The 16,778-nt window shown below is 65.0% G+C and carries 18 protein-coding genes; 7 read left to right on the top strand and 11 right to left on the bottom strand.

What is annotated here, in order from left to right; genetic code table 11:
* Positions 1–203: 203 nt before the first annotated feature.
* Entirely contained in the window at positions 204–1,889 is a 1,686-nt protein-coding gene (locus tag AB7245_RS37740; RefSeq protein WP_071909796.1) for a methyl-accepting chemotaxis protein, read from the top strand.
* 215 nt (positions 1,890–2,104) lie between these two features.
* Here the strand turns inward: AB7245_RS37740 and AB7245_RS37735 are convergent, their stop codons facing one another.
* Entirely contained in the window at positions 2,105–3,082 is a 978-nt protein-coding gene (locus AB7245_RS37735; protein WP_028161006.1) for a Bug family tripartite tricarboxylate transporter substrate binding protein, read from the bottom strand.
* Between the two features lie 90 nt (positions 3,083–3,172).
* On the bottom strand, positions 3,173–4,108 hold the full coding sequence (locus AB7245_RS37730) for a DMT family transporter (RefSeq protein ID WP_085398946.1): 936 nt from the start codon (positions 4,106–4,108) through the stop codon (positions 3,173–3,175).
* A gap of 105 nt (positions 4,109–4,213) precedes the next feature.
* Here AB7245_RS37730 and AB7245_RS37725 point away from each other — a divergent pair, with 105 nt between their 5' ends.
* Complete coding sequence (locus AB7245_RS37725) at positions 4,214–4,603, top strand: DUF1330 domain-containing protein (protein ID WP_201266125.1); 390 nt, start codon at positions 4,214–4,216, stop codon at positions 4,601–4,603.
* Positions 4,604–4,782: 179 nt separating this feature from the next.
* On the opposite strand, the gene AB7245_RS37720 is transcribed toward AB7245_RS37725, so the two are convergent.
* The gene (locus tag AB7245_RS37720; protein WP_063981169.1) at positions 4,783–5,715 is read right to left on the bottom strand and encodes a DMT family transporter; all 933 of its coding nucleotides are present in this window, start codon (positions 5,713–5,715) and stop codon (positions 4,783–4,785) included.
* A gap of 366 nt (positions 5,716–6,081) precedes the next feature.
* On the opposite strand from AB7245_RS37720, the gene AB7245_RS37715 reads away from it, so the two are divergent.
* Positions 6,082–7,374, top strand: coding sequence for an adenylosuccinate synthase (locus tag AB7245_RS37715; protein WP_085398944.1), 1,293 nt, complete (start codon positions 6,082–6,084; stop codon positions 7,372–7,374).
* A 36-nt stretch (positions 7,375–7,410) separates the two neighbouring features.
* The gene (locus AB7245_RS37710; protein ID WP_085398943.1) at positions 7,411–9,036 is read left to right on the top strand and encodes a hypothetical protein; all 1,626 of its coding nucleotides are present in this window, start codon (positions 7,411–7,413) and stop codon (positions 9,034–9,036) included.
* A 185-nt stretch (positions 9,037–9,221) separates the two neighbouring features.
* Here AB7245_RS37710 and AB7245_RS37705 read toward each other — a convergent pair whose 3' ends face one another.
* The 3 genes from AB7245_RS37705 to AB7245_RS37695 all read right to left on the bottom strand — a co-directional run bounded on the left by AB7245_RS37705 (position 9,222) and on the right by AB7245_RS37695 (position 10,258).
* The gene (locus tag AB7245_RS37705; RefSeq protein WP_245343952.1) at positions 9,222–9,488 is read right to left on the bottom strand and encodes a hypothetical protein; all 267 of its coding nucleotides are present in this window, start codon (positions 9,486–9,488) and stop codon (positions 9,222–9,224) included.
* Positions 9,489–9,744: 256 nt separating this feature from the next.
* Complete coding sequence (locus tag AB7245_RS37700) at positions 9,745–9,975, bottom strand: hypothetical protein (protein ID WP_071909802.1); 231 nt, start codon at positions 9,973–9,975, stop codon at positions 9,745–9,747.
* A 37-nt stretch (positions 9,976–10,012) separates the two neighbouring features.
* Positions 10,013–10,258 carry a cysteine rich repeat-containing protein gene (locus AB7245_RS37695; protein WP_071909803.1) on the bottom strand — a complete coding sequence of 82 codons (246 nt, stop codon included), beginning with the start codon at positions 10,256–10,258 and terminating at the stop codon, positions 10,013–10,015.
* A gap of 149 nt (positions 10,259–10,407) precedes the next feature.
* On the opposite strand from AB7245_RS37695, the gene AB7245_RS37690 reads away from it, so the two are divergent.
* A complete protein-coding gene (locus tag AB7245_RS37690; protein ID WP_085398942.1) occupies positions 10,408–10,827 on the top strand; it encodes a DUF5413 family protein in 420 nt (139 codons plus the stop codon).
* Between the two features lie 67 nt (positions 10,828–10,894).
* Positions 10,895–11,437, top strand: coding sequence for a DUF4112 domain-containing protein (locus tag AB7245_RS37685; RefSeq protein ID WP_081369133.1), 543 nt, complete (start codon positions 10,895–10,897; stop codon positions 11,435–11,437).
* A gap of 127 nt (positions 11,438–11,564) precedes the next feature.
* Here AB7245_RS37685 and AB7245_RS37680 read toward each other — a convergent pair whose 3' ends face one another.
* From AB7245_RS37680 to msrA, 4 genes are all read right to left on the bottom strand, one after another.
* Positions 11,565–11,858 (bottom strand): hypothetical protein, encoded by a 294-nt coding sequence (locus AB7245_RS37680; protein ID WP_063981175.1) that lies wholly within the window; start codon positions 11,856–11,858, stop codon positions 11,565–11,567.
* Positions 11,859–12,072: 214 nt separating this feature from the next.
* Positions 12,073–12,237 (bottom strand): DUF3309 family protein, encoded by a 165-nt coding sequence (locus AB7245_RS37675; RefSeq protein ID WP_014492503.1) that lies wholly within the window; start codon positions 12,235–12,237, stop codon positions 12,073–12,075.
* Positions 12,238–12,344: 107 nt separating this feature from the next.
* On the bottom strand, positions 12,345–12,764 hold the full coding sequence (gene msrB / locus AB7245_RS37670) for a peptide-methionine (R)-S-oxide reductase MsrB (protein WP_085398941.1): 420 nt from the start codon (positions 12,762–12,764) through the stop codon (positions 12,345–12,347).
* 45 nt (positions 12,765–12,809) lie between these two features.
* Entirely contained in the window at positions 12,810–13,514 is a 705-nt protein-coding gene (gene msrA / locus AB7245_RS37665) for a peptide-methionine (S)-S-oxide reductase MsrA (RefSeq protein WP_063981177.1), read from the bottom strand.
* 244 nt (positions 13,515–13,758) lie between these two features.
* Here msrA and AB7245_RS37660 point away from each other — a divergent pair, with 244 nt between their 5' ends.
* Entirely contained in the window at positions 13,759–15,444 is a 1,686-nt protein-coding gene (locus AB7245_RS37660) for a caspase family protein (protein ID WP_354080740.1), read from the top strand.
* A 177-nt stretch (positions 15,445–15,621) separates the two neighbouring features.
* Here AB7245_RS37660 and AB7245_RS37655 read toward each other — a convergent pair whose 3' ends face one another.
* Positions 15,622–16,737, bottom strand: a complete 1,116-nt coding sequence (locus tag AB7245_RS37655; RefSeq protein ID WP_085398960.1) for an ATP-dependent DNA helicase — start codon at positions 16,735–16,737, stop codon at positions 15,622–15,624.
* Positions 16,738–16,778 lie beyond the last annotated feature (41 nt).

Raw genomic sequence — 16,778 nt, 5'->3', positions numbered from 1 at the left:
CTTTGCGTCTTTTACGCGAAATCGGAGCGGTCGCGTACAATCGTCGGTTGCCGCTGCGGCGATTTATTCGACTGTTTCGGCCTTCCGTCCGGGCTTCTACGGAGCCGCCCGTAACAGGTTGATAAGAGGTCACACACTAAAAGTTGAATCAAATTTATCGATTCCCTTGCGCGCCCGTATCCCATTGTTGCCGGAGCTGTCCCGTGAAGTTGAGCAATCTGAAGATCGCCCCCAAGCTCGGTATCCTTGTCGGCGTCACCCTGTTCGGCCTTTGCCTCTCCGGTGTTCTCGCCGGCTATCTGATGAAGCGCGAGATGGTGAATGCGCGCATCGACCAGGCCAAGTCGATCGTCGACCTGGGTCGCAACTACGCCGCGGCGCTGAAGAAACGCGTCGATGCCGGCGAGCTGACCAAGGATGCGGCGCTGGCCGACCTTCGCCGCTACGGCAACGCGATGACCTATGACAACGGCTCGGGCTATTTGTTCGGCACGTCCTATGACGGCATCACCCAGCTCGCGCCCGATCCGAAGCAGATCGGCACCAACCGCATGGATGTCGTGACCAACGGCCGCAAGCTCTCCGTCGAGCTGATGGACGGCGTCAAGGCCAACGGCTCGATCCTGCTCTATTATGATTACGTGAAGCCCGGCCAGGAGACGCCGATCAGCAAGATCGGTTACGCCGTCGCGGTGCCCGGTTTCGACATGTATCTCGGCACCGGCGCCTATCTCAGCGACATCGACGCCAAGATGGGCCCGGTCTACTGGCTGCTAGGTCTTGCCATGCTCGGCATCGTCATCGTCGCCGGCGGCGTTGCCTGGCTGATCAGCCGCGGCATCAGTCGCCCGCTGGAGCTGCTCGGCGCCCGCATGAAGGATCTCGCCGACGGCAAGCTCGAGGGTGAGATTCCCGGGGTTGGTCGCGGCGACGAGGTCGGCGCGATGGCCTCGACCGTCCAGATCTTCAAGGACAACGCGGTCCGCATCCGCGGCCTCGAGAAGACCGAGGCCGATGCCAAGGAGCGTGCCGCGGCGGAACGTCGCAGCGCGATGGAGGGCATCGCCAGCGATTTCGAACGCAGCGTCAATGGCATCGTCCGCTCGGTCTCCTCGGCCGCCGCCGGCATGCAGAGCACGGCGCAGTCGATGACCGCGACGGCCAGCGACGCCTCGTCGCGTGCGGCGACGGTCGGCGCCGCCTCGCAAAAAGCCTCCGGCAATGTCGGCACGGTTGCCGCGGCCGCCGAAGAATTGTCGAGCTCGGTTGCGGAAATCTCCCGCCAGGTCACGCGTTCGACCGAAGTCGCGAGCCGGGCCGTCAGCGATGCCGAGCGCACCAACGCCACCGTGCAGGTGCTCTCGACCGGCGCCGAGAAGATCGGCGAGGTCGTCAAGCTGATCCACTCGATTGCGGCGCAGACCAACCTGCTCGCGCTCAACGCCACCATCGAAGCGGCGCGCGCCGGCGAGTCCGGCCGGGGCTTCGCGGTCGTGGCCTCCGAGGTCAAGGCGCTGGCGAACCAGACCGCGAAGGCGACCGAGGAAATCTCCGCCCAGGTCGCGGCGATGCAGACCTCGACCAGCGACGCGGTCACGGCGATCTCCGGCATCACCCAGACCATCGCCGAGATGAGCGAGATCACTGCCGGCATTTCCGCCTCGATCGAGCAGCAGGGCGAAGCGACCCGCGAGATCGCCCGCAACATCCAGTCGGTCGCGGCCGGCTCGAACGAGATCAACGCCAATATCGGCAGCGTCACCTCGGCCGCGGAAGCGACCGGCTCTGCTGCCACCGACGTGCTCACCAACGCCCGCGAGCTGGACAGCCAGTCCGGCGCGCTGCGCAGCGCGGTCGACGGCTTCCTCGCCAAGGTCCGCGCGGCGTAAAGCCGAACGCACGGAATTCGTAGGGTGGGCAAAGGCGCGCAAGCGCCGTGCCCACCTTTTTGCTTTTTCAACTGTTCGGCTGTCATGCCCCGCGAAGGCGGGGCATCCAGTACGCCGCGGCCCATCGGGTCAATCACCAACGTCTCGGAATACTGGATCGCCCGCCCCAGTGCGCAATTGCGCACAAGGCGGGCGATGACACCTTCCTAGACCCCCTACTGCTTCTCGATCTTCGCGTTCGTGATCAGCTTCTCCCACAGCACCAGCTGCTCGTTCACGAACGTGCCGAGCTGCTCCGGCGTGCCGGAGAAGGCGTCCATGCCGAGCGTGGCGAGCTGGGCCTTGATCTCCGGCTTCTCGACGATCTTCCTGATCTCGGCGTTGAGTCTGGTCACGATCTCCTTGGGCATGCCGGCGGGGCCGAAATAGCCCTGCCACGACGAGATGTCGAAATCCGGCACGCCGGCCTCCTGCATCGAGGGCAGGTTCGGCACCAGCGGCGAGCGGTCCTTGGTGGTGACGGCGAGCGCGCGCAGCGCGTTGCCGTTGACGTGGGGCAGGCCGGTCAGGATGTCGACGAACATCATCGAGACGCGGCCGCCCATGACGTCGTTGAGCGCCGGCGGCGAGCTCTTGTAGGGCACGTGCAGGAGATCGAGCCCGGCATTGTGCGCAAAGGTCGCACCCGACACGATCGCCGATGACGAGCCCGACGCGTAGCTCAGCTTGCCCGGATTGGCCTTGCCGTAGGCGACGAGCTCGCCGACGGTCTTGGCCGGCACCTCCGGATGAACCACCAGCATGAAGGGCAGGTCGCCGGTCCGCGCGATCGGAGTAAAATCCTTGACGGGATCGTAGGTCAGGCTCTTGAGCAGGTAGGGATTGGCCGAATGCGTGGTGTTGGTCGTCACCAGCAGCGTGTAGCCGTCGGGGGCGGCGCGCGCGACATAGGTCGCGGCGATCATGCCGTTGGCGCCCGCCTTGTTCTCGATCACGATGCCGACGCCGAGTGCCTGCGACAAATGCTGCGAGATCAGCCGCGTCGTGGTGTCGGTGCCGCTGCCGGCTGCGAACGGCAGCACCAGCGTGATGTTGCGGCTCGGATAATTGTCGGCCTGCGCGGCGGATGCGGCGGCGAGACAAAGTGCGGCTGCGCCGGCCGTGCGCAGAGCGCGGATCAGTGATGACAGCATGTCTGGACGTTCCCTCTTTTTCGTTGGCGGGGAACCTAGCTTCTCTTCGCAAAAATCGGAAGACGGGAGTTTGCGGCCCACCTCGCGGAATTATTTCACCGCAGAACCCTGTCGCGAGGCGAACACGACGCCGGCGAGCACGAGCGCATAGCCGATCAAATGAAACGGCTGGAGTTTTTCGCCGAGCAGGACGATCGCCATCGCCGAGCCGAACACCGGGACCAGATGGAAGAACGGCGCGGCGCGGTTCGGGCCGATCAGCGCCACGCCGCGGTTGAAGAAGAGATAGGCCAGCGTCGATGGAAAGATCAGGATATAACCCAGCGTCGCCAGCGTCACCCCGTCGAGTTGCAGGACACGGCCGCTGAGGGTTTCCCAGATCGCGGCGGGCAGCAGCATCGTCGCGCCACAGAAGGTGGTGAAGGAGAGAAACGAGAGCTGGTGGATCTTCGGCCGCCGCGGGATGAAGGCGGAGTAGAGCCCGAACGCCACCAGCGAAGAGGCGAACATGATGTCGCCCCTGTTGAAGCTGATGCTCGCGAGCGCGGCGAGATCGCCGCGCAGGATGATGATCAGCACGCCGAGAAGCGAGATCGCGATGCCGGCGAGCTGCGCACCCGTCAGCCGCACGCCGAACAGCACCAGCGACCACAGCGCCACGAACAGCGGTCCGGCCGACTGGATCAGCAGCGCGTTCAGCGCCTCCGTGTATTGCATCGCCCAGTACGAGATCGCGTTGTTGAAGGCAAAGCCGACCAGCGACAGGAACAGCATCAGCGGCAGGCTTTTGCGCAAATTCGGCCAGTCGCGCTTCAGATGCGGCCAGGCGAACGGCAACAGGATCAGGAACACGCCGAACCAGCGGATTGTGGTCACCGTCAGCGGCGGCACATGCGCGCCGACATGGCGCGCGAGCACGATGTTGCCCGCCCAGAACAGCGAGCTCAGGCTGAGCAGCAGGTAAGGCTGGTTGTTGAGCCAACTGGCCGGATTCGAGGCCTTTGGCGCGGGCGAAGCAATCGTCATTGGCGTTGGATGCGACCTTGCGCCGGATTCTTGTTGTGACACAAGTCTCGCGGCCGCAAGGCTACAATGCAGGCATGGCTTGAGGAGGTGTCATTGGCGGTTAATATGTTGAACATCGAGGGCCTGGAGCGGCTCGATGCAAATGCGCCGGTGGTGATGCTGAACCTGATGCGTTTTCACCAGCGCTCGCGCGACGGCGACGGTTCGGGCTGGGACGCATATCTTCGTTACAGTGCGATCACAGTGCCCATGATCAGGGCGCGCGGCGGCACGCTGCTGTGGACCGGCGAAGCCAAGGCGGTCGCGCTCGGCCCGCACGATGGCAACGGCTGGGATTTCGTCGCGCTGGTCTATTACCCGACGGTTACGGCTTTCATCGACATGATGACGTCGGAGGCCTACGAGACGCAGGCCGATCCGCATCGCGTCAACGGCTGCGCCGAGCACGTGATCATCGCGACGAACGAAGCGTACAGCAAGTTCAGGATGAAGTAGCGCTGTCGCGCGGCAAGCTCTTCCCCTCTCCCCTTGTGGGAGAGGGTGGCTCGCCGCGACAGCGGCGAGACGGGTGAGGGGTCTCTCTCCGCGAGTCCGCCTCTCGATTTGAGTCTGCGGGAGCAACCCCTCATCCGGCGCTTCGCGCCACCTTCTCCCACAAGGGGAGAAGGAAGAAGCTACGTCGCCTGCTTCCGCGACGCCACGAATACGCCGGCCAGCACCAGCGCGAAGCCGATGAAGTGGAACGCCTGCGGGTGTTCGCCGAGGAACGCCATCGCCATGATCGAGCCGAACACCGGCACGACGTGGAAGAACGGCGCGGCGCGGTTGGCGCCGATCAGGCGCACGCCGCGATTGAAGCAGAGATAGGCGAGCGTCGACGGGAACACCGCGACATAGAACAGCGTCAGCAGGTTCGGCCCGTCGAGCTTCATCACCGGACGCGCGGACAATTCCCAGATCTCGAGCGGGATGAGACAGGCGGCGCCGGCGCCGAAGGTGAAGGCGAGGAACGACAGGCCGTGCATCGGCGGCCGCTTCAGGGTCAGCACCGAATACAGCGCGAAGATGATCAGCGCGACGATGAAGATGAGGTCGCCCTTGTTGAACGCGATGTTCGACAGCGTGGTGAAATCGCCGTGCAGCAGGATCGTCAGCACGCCGCACATCGAGAGGGCCACGCCGAACGCCTGTGCCGCGGTGAGGCGGACGCCGAGGATCGCCAGCGACCACAGTGCCACGACCAGCGGCGCGGCCGACTGGAGCAGCAGCGTGTTGAGTGCCTGGGTATGTTCCAGCGCCCAATATTGCAGCGTGTTGAAGGCGCCGATGCCGGTGATCGACAGCACGATCATCAGGCCGAGCCTGCTGCGGATCGCGGGCCAGTCCTGGGCGAGATGTTTCCAGGCGAACGGCAGCACCAGCAGGAAGGCGAAGGTCCAGCGCAGGAACGACAGCGTCACCGGCGGGATGTGGCCGGCGGCCAGCCGCCCGACAATGGCGTTGCCGGCCCAGCACATCGCGGTGATGCTGAGCAGGAGATATGGCTGGTTGGCGATCCAGCCGTGACTGGATGATTCGGTGCTCGTGGTCTGGCCGGTGGCGGACATTGTGGTTGTTATGGCCCCCGCGTGGAGTACGCCGAGGCACCGGCCCGGCAAGCTCGGGCCGGCTGATAGCCCGGCATGCCCAAAGACACGGAAATCGAAGTGGCATCAACGGGGGGCGGACGCATCGCGACCATGCAGCGGCGGATCAGCCTCGCGCTTTGGCCGAAGCTTACGAAATGGCCATGGAAGGCTTCTGGATTTTACGGGGATATCAAAGGGTTAAAGTGCGTCTTGAGCCCCGAAAAAGCCCCGTTCTTGCTTGCCTAGAGAGGCTGCTTCCTTTATCCGGTTGGCTGCCTCGCGTGCGAACGGCTCCGGCCGTCAGCTGGGCTGGCGCATCTAAAATCTTCAGAGGATTACCCGCGAATGGCCAACGTTGTCGTCGTCGGAGCCCAGTGGGGCGACGAAGGGAAGGGCAAGATCGTCGACTGGTTGTCGGAGCAGGCGGACATCGTCGTCCGCTTCCAGGGCGGTCATAACGCCGGCCACACGCTCGTCATCAACGGCAAGACCTACAAGCTCGCGCTGCTGCCCTCCGGTGTGCTGCGCGACCAGAAGCTGTCGGTGATCGGCAACGGCGTGGTGTTCGATCCGCAGGCCTTCCTCGACGAGGTCACCAAGCTGCGCTCGCAGGGCGTCGCGATCTCGCCGGACAATCTTCGCGTCGCCGAGAACGTCACCCTGATCCTGCCGCTGCACCGTGAGCTCGACGCGCACCGCGAATCCGCCAATGCGGCAACCGCGATCGGCACCACCCGCCGTGGCATCGGACCTGCCTATGAAGACAAGGTCGGCCGCCGCGCCATCCGCCTGATGGACCTCGCCGATCTCGACACCCTCCCGCACAAGATCGACCGGCTGCTGGCGCATCACAATGCGCTGCGCCGCGGCCTCAACCTGCCGGAGTTCGACGGCAAGGTGATCCTGAAGGAATTGACCGCGCTGGCGCCGGAGCTGCTGCCTTATGCCGAGACGGTGTGGCGGCTGCTCGACATCAAGCGGCGCGAAGGCAAGCGCATGCTGTTCGAGGGCGCACAAGGCGCGCTGCTCGACGTCGACCACGGCACCTATCCCTACGTCACCTCGTCCAACACGGTGGCGGCGCAGGCCGCGACCGGCTCGGGCCTCGGCCCCGGTGCGGTCGGCTATGTGCTCGGCCTGTGCAAGGCCTATACGACCCGGGTCGGCCAGGGCCCGTTCCCGACCGAGCAGGACAACGAGACCGGCCGCAAGATCGGCGAGCGTGGCCGCGAGTTCGGCACCAACACCGGCCGTCCGCGCCGCTGCGGCTGGTTCGACGCCGTGCTGGTCCGCCAGGCGGTCCGGACCTGCGGCATCAACGGCCTGGCGCTGACCAAGCTCGACATCCTCGACGGCTTCGACACGATCGAGGTCTGCACCGGCTACAAGCTCGACGGCAAGGAGATCGACCACTTCCCGGCCGGCGAGGGCGCCCAGGCCCGGGTCGAGCCGATCTACGAGACCATCGAGGGCTGGAAGGAGCCGACCGCCAATGCCCGCTCCTGGGCGGACCTGCCGGCCCAGGCCATCAAATATGTCCGCCGGATCGAGGAATTGGTGGGGTGCCCGGTCGCACTGCTTTCCACCAGCCCGGAACGCGAGGATACTATTCTGGTGCAAAATCCGTTTGAGGCTTAACGATATCTTACCGGGACGTGCGCTAGTTGAGTTGAAATGGCTGATTACTATCCGCTGATCGCCCGCGCTATTTCCGCCCTGGACCCCAACGCTCCCGGCGAAAGCCGTCGCGCGCTCTATGAGCGCGCGCGCACGGCCCTGATCGCGCAGCTCCGCAGCGTGCAGCCGCCGCTCTCCGAATCCGAGATCACCCGCGAACGGCTGTCGCTGGAAGAGGCCGTCCGCAAGGTCGAATCGGAGGCCGCCCAGCGCGCCCGGGAGGCCTCGCGCCCCGGTCCCGGTGGCGGCGCCCGCAGCGGCGGCAGCGGGGACGCCTTCCGCCGGGCCAGCACCCGCGCCGCCGAGGGCAACCCGCCGCCGTCTCAGCCGGCCGCTCCACGCACCCGTCCGGCTCCACCGCCGCCGCGTGCCGACCGACCGTCCTTCAATGTCGATGACCAGGGCGACGCCCCGCGTGCGCCGCGGGCCCCGCGTTTCGACGCACCGCGCCAGCCGGGTCCCCCGGCAGCGCCGCCGATGCCGGAGCCGCCGGCTGCTCCGCCGGCCGGACGTGATCGCCCGCCCGGGCGCCGTCCGCCCGACATCGGGCCGCCACCGCCTCAGCCGCCGGCACCGGGCGTACGCGGTTTTCGCGACATCACCGCCGACGTGAACGACCTCGGCGGCGCTGCCGCGCAGGCCAACCGCGCCGCGCGTCGCACCTACGCCAATGTGCCCTCGCCGTCGCCGGAGTTCGACCGGCTGGAGCCGAGCCTGGAAAACCGCGCCGGCGAGCAGGACGCGCCCTATTCCTACGACGAGTCGATCGAGGAGGCCGAGCGCTACACGCCGCAGCCGCCATCGTCGCGTCCGCGCGTCGCGCCCGAGCGCGAAGCCAAGAAGCGCGCCCGCACCGGCTCCGCCTTCCCGTTCAAGAGCGCGATCGCCGTCGGCATCGTGCTCATCCTGGTCGGCGCCGGCATCCTCTGGGGCAAGCCGCTGATCCAGACGGTGAGCGGTCTGTTCAAGTCCTCGCCGACCCAGGTGGTGGAGGCGCCGAAGGATCCGGCCCAGCCGCAGAGCAAGCCCAAGATTCCGGATCGCGTCGGCCAGCCTTCGGCCAGCGACCAGCCGGTCGCGCCGGTGGCGCAGAAGGTCGTGCTCTATGACGAGGATCCGTCCGACCCGAAGGGCAAGCAATATGTCGGCTCGGTGGTGTGGCGGCTCGAGCCGATCAAGGCCTCGGGCAACCAGAAGGCCGACGTCGCCGTGCGCGCCGACATCGAGATCCCCGACCGCAAGTTCAAGATGACGATGTCGTTCCGCCGCAACACCGACTCGTCGCTGCCGGCGAGCCACACCGCGGAATTGACCTTCATCCTGCCGCCGGACTTTCCGGGCGGCAGCATCTCCAACGTGCCGGGCATCCTGATGAAGTCGAACGAGCAGGCGCGCGGCACGCCGCTCGCGGGTCTCGCGGTCAAGGTCACCGACGGCTTCTTCCTGGTCGGCCTCTCCAATGTCGACGCCGACCGCGCCCGTAACGTCCAGCTCCTGAAAGAGCGCTCATGGTTCGACGTGCCGCTGGTCTACGCCAACCAGCGCCGCGCCATCATCGCCATCGAGAAGGGCGCACCCGGCGAGCGCGCCTTCAACGATGCGTTCGCGCAGTGGGGCGACTAGAGCGTTTTCGAGCGAAGTGGATACCGGTTCGCGTCAAGAAAACGCGTCAAAACAAGAATCTAGAGCCCCGTTCCGATTCCATCGGAACGGGAAAGGCTCTAGGGCCGGCGCGTGACCGATCTTCACCTCTCCCGACGAGAGAGGTGAATCGAACTCTCAAGCGATCCGATCGGGATTGAATCGACCTATTGCGCCGCGGCCTCCCGCTTGCGCGCGGCCGCGTGCTCGCGGTCCATCACGGCGCGGCAGCCGGGGCTGACCTGCGCCTTCTTCTGCACCATGCAGGCCCTGACGCGCGAGATGTCGGGAATCTCACTGGAGCACAGCCGCATCGCATCACCTGTGCACATCTGCTGTGCTTCGGACGAGAAGGCGAGTGCGGGCGATGTCTGGAGTACGATGGCGGTGGTTGCGAAAGCGAAGAGCGAAACGATGGTCGTGTAGTGTGTCATGACGAATGCGTCCCCGAGTTCCGTGGTTTGAACCACTTGGTTTTGGGGCGCCGCACGCGGCTTGATCTGCCGCATGTCACAGCCTTCACGCCGGGAACTTTGGTCCCGCATGTGGTCGCTCGATCTCTCGTGGTGTTCGAATCGAAAAGTGCTGCGCCGCCCGATTCGAGTATGCGCGATTGTCACAGGGCTGCAATGGTCCGCTCGAATGAATTCGCAATTGTTGCGTGTCCGTCACGCAGCATGCGGCGCGAGATCAGATCAACCGATCGGACGACGCGTTCGCTTCTTCCGCATCGCTCGCGCCTGATGCTGCGGGGTGTTCCTCGACGGCCGTGACGCCTTTCGCAGTGAGCTCGAACAGATCGCCGTCCTTCATCACGTAGCCGTCGGCGATCAGCTCGCCGATCTTGCCGTGCCGGTCGTCGGCAAAGGCGACCGACTGGCTGATGTCCCGCAGGATCGAGAGCTGTTCCTCGCGCAACATGGCTTCACTCTCCGTGCGCCGGGGATCGTTCCCGGCCTTACATGCCGTGGCTCTGAAACACCTTGCTGCAGGACTTCGACAGCTTGGCCCGGTTGGCCTGCAGGCACGCCTGCACAGCGCCGTCATTGCCGAGGTCCTTCCGGCAGAACCGCGAGGCGTCACGCGAGCAGGCGTTCTGCTCCTGCGGCGTACCCATGTGGCCCTGCGCGAGAGCAGGCGTGATCGACATGCCGCTCAGGGCTGTCAGGGCGAGCGTCGCCATAAGGACGGATTTCCGGGACATCGACAAACTCCAATCTGACTGCAGGTATGAATTTCAGTCCTGTCTGAACTCGTCGCCTTGCCGCTTGTTCCCGTCCGGACGGGCCGGCGCCCCGCTATTCAAGGTTCCCGCGTCGCTGCTATAACAGCGGCGAAGGATGAGGATACTTGATGAAACGCTATCTGGTGTTTGCGCTGGTCGGTCCGTTCGTCGGCGGGTTCCTGCTGCTGCTGACGACGACCTATCAGTCCGGTTATTGGGCCCAGACCAATCTCGGCGAGGTCGGAAAGCTGTTCGCGGTGTTCTTCAAATCGCTGCAATACAGCTATCTGTTCGGCTTCCTGCCCTCGCTGATGATCGGTGCGGTCGACGACATCCTGATCCATGTCCGCCGGATCGGCCCGGTGCTGCGGATGATCCTGGTCGGCCTGTTCGCCTTCGTGCTGGCGTCGCTGACCTACAGCTCGCGCGGGCCGGATTCGGGCACGGTGCAATTCATCCTGTACGGCCTCGTCGGATTCGTGCCGGCGGTGCTTTCATCCTGGCTCGTGCATAGATATGTCGAGGAGCCGCAGCCGGCTGCGGCTTAGACCTGAACGCGCGACGTTCGGGCGCGGCGCGGCAACTTCCGCCACACCAGTGCGTTCTCCAAAGGCCATGACCATGTCCGACGACGATATTCTTGCTCCGCTCAGACCCCGTTCCGGGTCCCGCGCGCGCGGGAGTTTTTCGGGCACCGAAGCGCGCGGGCCGATCATCGACCAGGACGGCCATGAGATCCGTCCCGAAACACTGGAGCAGGGGTTTCGCGAGTTTCGCTTCGAGTTCGGCCAGGGAAACCCGTTCGGCGATCTGACGCGGGAACAGCGGGTGGCGCGGATCGAGGCGATCGCAAAGCTGCTCGATGTCGCCTTCATCCTGCCCGGCACGAATATCCGCTATGGCATCGACGGCCTGATCGGGCTGATCCCGATCGTCGGCGACATCATCACCACCGCGATCTCGCTGTGGCTGGTGCGCGAGGCCCGCGCGCTGGGCGCGCCGTGGTATCTCACCGCGCGCATGCTCGGCAATGTCGCGGTCGACGGCGTGGTCGGCATGGTGCCGTTCGCGGGCGATGCCTTCGACGTCATGTTCCGCGCCAACATGCGCAATGTCCGCCTGCTGCGCCGCTGGCTCGACAAGCAGCCACGGATTTAGCGTGGCGCTTCTTTCTTCGCCTCTCCCGGCTTGCGGGGAGAGGGAGAAGACATAGCTTCCAAAAAGCAAAAAGCGCGACGGCCTTTCGGCCATCGCGCTTTCAACGCAAATCGGGTTGAGCGAAAACTTACGCCGCGTCGGCGTCAGTCTCGGGGGCCGGCGCCGGCCGGGGACGGCGGGGCAGCGGGAAAGCTTCGCTCTCATAGAGCGAGCGGATGCCGTTCTGGTCGAAGCGCGCTTCCTCGACCTGAAGATAGGCGCCGTTCAGCGAATCCGTCGGCAACTGCTCCATCGCGAACTGCACGGCTTCGGCCGCGGTGCCGAACCGGCGATAGGTGAAGCCTGCACGCTTCTTCTTGCGGATCGCGGCGGGGAAGAGCTCGGCAGAAGTGTTGAAGTTGAACGGACGCAGTGGACGCATGGTCAAAGACCTCGTGATCTTGTCTGGGGCTTTAAGCGCGTGGGGTTTTGAAAGGCAGGGGCCACCATCGAGTGGGCCCGCCGCACATGTCATTTTCGCCCTCTAATATAGGCTGTTTTGACAGAAATGCGACCCCCGCGATGGGAGATGATGAATCCGCGCATGGCAGCTCCGCGAGCGCCGTAAACCAAATAATTTCAATATGTTAGATGGTTTACAGTTTGCCAAGCAGCAGCAGCACGACCAGGACCACCAGCACGACGCCGCCGATCCCCATGCCGGAATGGCCCATGCCATAGCCGTAACCACCGAACCGGCCGGACATGCCGCCCAGCAGATAGATGATCACCAGGATGATCAGGATGGTCCCAAGCGTCATGGCATCCTCCCTGGCGGCTGCCGGATTGCGCGCATCGGCCGCACCGCCAGAAGAGAAAAGCACATCGCGCCGCCGGGTTCCATGACGGAACCGGGCGGCGCGCAATGTTATTTGGGCTCGAGCTTCAGCGCGGCCGAGTTGATGCAGTAGCGCAGGCCGGTCGGGCCGGGGCCGTCGGGGAAGACGTGGCCGAGATGGCCGCTGCACTTGGAGCACAGCACCTCGGTGCGGACCATGCCGTGGCTGGCATCGTGCTCCTCGTCGACATGGCTATCGACCGCGGGCTGGGTGAAGCTCGGCCACCCGCAGCCGGAATCGAACTTGGCATCGGACTCGAACAGCACATTGCCGCAGCCGGCGCAGACATAGGTGCCGGCGCGGTGGTCGTGCTCATATTCGCCGGAGAAGGGACGCTCGGTCGCCTTCTCGCGCAGCACCGCGTACTGCATCGGCGACAATTCGCTGCGCCACTGCTCTTCGCTCTTGATGACCTTGTCGTCGGTGGTTTTCGTCTTGGTGTCGGGCATGGGTCTCCCGTTTGTTTGGTGAACTTGTTTTCGGTGATCTTGCGATCAGTTGGTGGCCTTGCTGGCGCTCACCAGCGTCGGCTTTTCAATGTAGTTATCCGCGAACAGCTTTTTCAGGTTCTCGACCTTCGGAATGTCGTTGTAGGCGATGTAGGGCTGGTTCGGGTGCAGCGTCAGATAGTCCTGGTGATAGGCCTCCGCCGGGTAGAACGCTTCCAGCGCGCCGACCTTGGTCACGATCGGCTTGCTGAATACCTTGGCGCCGTTGAGCTGGGCGATATAGGCGTCCGCCACCTTCTTCTGCTCGTCGGAGGTGGTGAAGATCGCAGAGCGATATTGCGTGCCGGAGTCGGGGCCCTGGCGGTTGAGCTGGGTCGGGTCGTGGGCCACCGAGAAGTAGATCTGGAGGATCTTGCCGTAGGAGATCTTCTTCGGGTCGAACTTGATCTCGACCGACTCGGCATGGCCGGTCCGGCCGCTCGAGACCGTCTGGTAATCGGCCGTCGCCTTGGTGCCGCCGGCATAGCCGGAGACTGCGTTGACGACGCCGGCGGTGTGCTGGAAGACGCCCTGGACGCCCCAGAAGCAGCCGCCGGCGATGACGGCGGTCTGGATCCCGGTTGCGGGCGACGCATCCACGGTGGGCGCGGGGATCACGACGGCATCCTCCGCGGCCCTGGACGGCACGGCGAAGGCCAGCGTCAGTGCGGTGGTGGCGGCGAGCAGCGAGGCGAGGGCGGTGCGGCGCATGGCGATCCTCTTCGGAAGGTCTGACAGTGTAGGGCGGCCGGGGACGGGCGAACAGCCTGTTTGGCCGCGTTTTCGGACATCTGAGATACGGGCGCAGACGGCGATTGTTACGGGGAAACGGACACGAGTCTGTGAAAAATAGCCTCAGACGGCGCGGCTTGGCGAGGCCGGGAACTCCGGGCTAGATGAACGCGCGCGATCGCGCTCGACTCAATCATGTGGTGGCTGGAGCTGACCTGACAACATGCTGCGTGTCATTCCCCTGACCCTCGCCATCATGATCTCAAATGCCGCGATCGCCGCGGCCGAGCCGCAAGCCGGCGAGGACCTCGCCACCTGTCGCGACCGCCAGGCGGAGGCCCAGGTCCGCGCGACGGCCTGCGACAATTTGTTGAAGGCCGATAAGCTCGGCGGCAAGGACAAGTCGCTCGCGCTCGTCGTGCGTGGCAATGCGCTGATCAACAAGCGCGACTATGACCGCGCCATCGAGGCGTTGTCGTCCGCCATCGATCTCGATCCGGACAATGTCGGCGCCATCAACCTGCGCGGGCTCTCCCATGAGCGCAAGGGCGAGGACGATCTCGCCATGGCCGACTACAATCTCGCCATCCAGAAGCGCGCGAATTTCGGCTATGCCTACAACAATCGCGGCACCATCCATCTGCGCCGGGGCGCGCTGCAAAGCGCGCTCGACGACTTCAACCTGTCGATCAAATACACGCCGACGTTCCTGCTCGGCTGGACCAATCGTGCCCGCATGCGCACGCTGAACAAGGATTTCGACGGCGCGATTGCCGACTTTGCGGCAGCCGAGAAGATCGACCCGGCCGCGCCGCAGATCGCCGGCAACCGCTGCATCACCTACGGCATGATGGGCAAGTACGACCAGGCTTTCGCCGACTGCGACGGCCTGATCCAGAAGCAGCCCAGGAATACCTTCGCGATCAACAATCGCGCCGAGGTCAACGTGATGAAGGGCGACCTCGACGCCGCGCTGAAGGACTACAACACGGTCATCCAGCTCAATCCGAACAGTGTGCGCGCCCATTCCGGCCGCGGCCAGATCTACGAGCGCAGGAAGGATCTCGCCCAGGCCCGCGCCGACTACCGCGCGGCGGCCTATTCGCTGACGAGGTTCGACGAGCCCGACGTCGCGCGCGCCCGCGCCATCGCGCAGGAGCGCCTGGCCGCACTGACCCCGCAGGCGCCGGCCGGGTCCACCGGGCGCCGCGTGGCGCTCGTGATCGGCAACGGCGCCTACAAGAACGTCCACGCCTTGCCCAATCCGCCGCGCGACGCGAAAATGATTGCAAACGTGCTGCGCGATGTCGGCTTCCAGACCGTGATCTCCGTCAGCGACCTCTCCCGCGACAAGTTCTTCGAGGCGCTGCAGACGTTTGCCACCGAAGCGGAGAATGCGGATTGGGCGGTGGTCTATTACGCCGGCCACGGTTTCGAGATCGGCGGCGTCAACTATCTCGTCCCTGTTGACGCCAAGCTTGCCGCCGACAGGGACGCCGAGACCCAGGCGGTCGCGCTGGAGCAGGTGATCGCAGCGGTGGGCGCTGCGAGAAAAGTGCGTCTGGTGATGCTGGATGCCTGCCGCGACAATCCCTTTGCGCCGGCCATGCAGCGCACGCTGTCGCTCAAGCTGGTGGACAAGGGCTTTTCCAACATCGAGCCCGGCGCCGGCTTCATGGTGGTCTACGCCGCCAAGCACGGCGAGACCGCGCTGGACGGTGATGGCGGCGCCGACAGCCCCTTCGCCACCGCGCTCGCCCGCGAGATCAAGGTGCCGAAGGTCGAGATCCGGAAACTGTTCGACATCGTCCGCGATGACGTCTGGTCCGCCACCAAGCACGAGCAGCAGCCGTTTTCATACGGCTCGCCGCCGGGACGCGAGGATTTTTATTTCGTGGCGGGGAAGTGAGGGCTGCCGGTGTGAGACGGGAAAGCCGCGCCTCATTCGCCGTGTCGTAGGGTGGGAAAAGCGACTTGTCCGCCGTAGCTCGAAGAGCGAAGGCGGAAGCGTGCCCACCATTCTTATTGAATGTTTGGAGAAATGGTGGGCACGGCGCGTTGCGCCTTTGCCCACCCTACGGCAGCGTCAAACAACGATGCTCAACCGCTTCGCCGCCCGCGTAATCCCCGTATACAGCCACCGCGCCCGGCTATCCTGAAACGCAAAGCTCTCGTCGAACAGCACGACGTCGTCCCATTGCGAGCCCTGCGATTTGTGCACGGTCAGCACATAGCCGTAGTCGAACTCGTCATACGGCTTGCGCTGCTCCCAGGCAATCGCCTCGACGCCGCCCTCGAAGCAATCGGCGCGCACCGAGACCTTTATCACCTTGTGACCGAAGTCTTCATCCGGCGACAGCCGCATGCTGAGGATGCGCGATTTCGAGCGCGAGGTGTTGCGCGACTTCACGCGCCACAGGCCGCCGTTGAACAGGCCCTTCTTGCGGTTGTTGCGCAGGCACACCAGCTTGTCGCCGGCGACCGGGAAGACATCCTCGATGTTCTGGCGCTGGCGCACCCGCATGTTGTAGGCGCGGCGCGTGTTGTTGCGGCCGACCAGCACCTGGTCGGCGCCCATGACGCGGTCCGGGTCGAGCTCTTTCCGCGACACCACCTCGCTCTCGCCGTAACGGCCGATGTCGAGCTCGCGGCCCTCGCGGACGTCCATCGACATCCGCACGATCGGATCGTCCTGGGCCTGGCGATGCACTTCGGTCAGCATCGCGTCCGGCTCGGTGTTGGTGAAGAAGCCGCCGCCCTGGATCGGCGGCAGCTGCGCGGGGTCGCCCAGCACCAGCAGCGGGCAATCGAACGACATCAGGTCACGGCCCAATTCGGCGTCGACCATCGAGCATTCGTCGATCACGATCAGCTTGGCCTTGGAGGCCGGCGCGTCGTCCCACAGCTCGAAGCTCGGCTGCTCCTCGCCGGATTCGCGGGCGCGGTAGATCAGCGAGTGAATGGTGGAGGCCTCGTCGCAACCCTTGTTGCGCATGACCAGCGCGGCCTTGCCGGTGAAGGCGGCGAACTTCACCTCGCCGTCGACGCCTTCGGCGATGTGCCGCGCCAGCGTGGTCTTGCCGGTGCCGGCAAAGCCAAACAGGCGGAACACCGGCGGCGTGCCGTTGCGGCCGGGTTTTGCCTTGAGCCAGTCGGCAACGGCTTTGAGCGCGGCATCCTGATGCGGGGTGAAAGTGGCCATGTCTGTCTTGAGGAAGGGCAGAATCGAGGCGATTCGCCATC

The organism is Bradyrhizobium sp. 604_D8_N2_3 (assembly GCF_051810765.1).
Classification (GTDB): Bacteria; Pseudomonadota; Alphaproteobacteria; order Rhizobiales; family Xanthobacteraceae; genus Bradyrhizobium; species Bradyrhizobium barranii.
The sequence above is the reverse complement of the archived record's forward strand: the minus strand, read 5'-3'. Positions and strand labels throughout refer to the sequence as shown.

Excerpts from the sequence above, each read along its gene's own strand:
- AB7245_RS37735 (WP_028161006.1), bottom strand. The coding sequence starts at position 3,082 with ATGCTGTCATCACTGATCCGCGCTCTGCGCACGGCCGGCGCAGCCGCA.
- AB7245_RS37730 (WP_085398946.1), bottom strand. The coding sequence starts at position 4,108 with ATGACGATTGCTTCGCCCGCGCCAAAGGCCTCGAATCCGGCCAGTTGG.
- AB7245_RS37725 (WP_201266125.1), top strand. The coding sequence starts at position 4,214 with ATGTTGAACATCGAGGGCCTGGAGCGGCTCGATGCAAATGCGCCGGTG.
- AB7245_RS37720 (WP_063981169.1), bottom strand. The coding sequence starts at position 5,715 with ATGTCCGCCACCGGCCAGACCACGAGCACCGAATCATCCAGTCACGGC.
- AB7245_RS37715 (WP_085398944.1), top strand. The coding sequence starts at position 6,082 with ATGGCCAACGTTGTCGTCGTCGGAGCCCAGTGGGGCGACGAAGGGAAG.
- AB7245_RS37710 (WP_085398943.1), top strand. The coding sequence starts at position 7,411 with ATGGCTGATTACTATCCGCTGATCGCCCGCGCTATTTCCGCCCTGGAC.
- AB7245_RS37705 (WP_245343952.1), bottom strand. The coding sequence starts at position 9,488 with ATGACACACTACACGACCATCGTTTCGCTCTTCGCTTTCGCAACCACC.
- AB7245_RS37700 (WP_071909802.1), bottom strand. The coding sequence starts at position 9,975 with ATGTTGCGCGAGGAACAGCTCTCGATCCTGCGGGACATCAGCCAGTCG.
- AB7245_RS37695 (WP_071909803.1), bottom strand. The coding sequence starts at position 10,258 with ATGTCCCGGAAATCCGTCCTTATGGCGACGCTCGCCCTGACAGCCCTG.
- AB7245_RS37690 (WP_085398942.1), top strand. The coding sequence starts at position 10,408 with ATGAAACGCTATCTGGTGTTTGCGCTGGTCGGTCCGTTCGTCGGCGGG.
- AB7245_RS37685 (WP_081369133.1), top strand. The coding sequence starts at position 10,895 with ATGACCATGTCCGACGACGATATTCTTGCTCCGCTCAGACCCCGTTCC.
- AB7245_RS37680 (WP_063981175.1), bottom strand. The coding sequence starts at position 11,858 with ATGCGTCCACTGCGTCCGTTCAACTTCAACACTTCTGCCGAGCTCTTC.
- AB7245_RS37675 (WP_014492503.1), bottom strand. The coding sequence starts at position 12,237 with ATGACGCTTGGGACCATCCTGATCATCCTGGTGATCATCTATCTGCTG.
- msrB (WP_085398941.1), bottom strand. The coding sequence starts at position 12,764 with ATGCCCGACACCAAGACGAAAACCACCGACGACAAGGTCATCAAGAGC.
- msrA (WP_063981177.1), bottom strand. The coding sequence starts at position 13,514 with ATGCGCCGCACCGCCCTCGCCTCGCTGCTCGCCGCCACCACCGCACTG.
- AB7245_RS37660 (WP_354080740.1), top strand. The coding sequence starts at position 13,759 with ATGCTGCGTGTCATTCCCCTGACCCTCGCCATCATGATCTCAAATGCC.
- AB7245_RS37655 (WP_085398960.1), bottom strand. The coding sequence starts at position 16,737 with ATGGCCACTTTCACCCCGCATCAGGATGCCGCGCTCAAAGCCGTTGCC.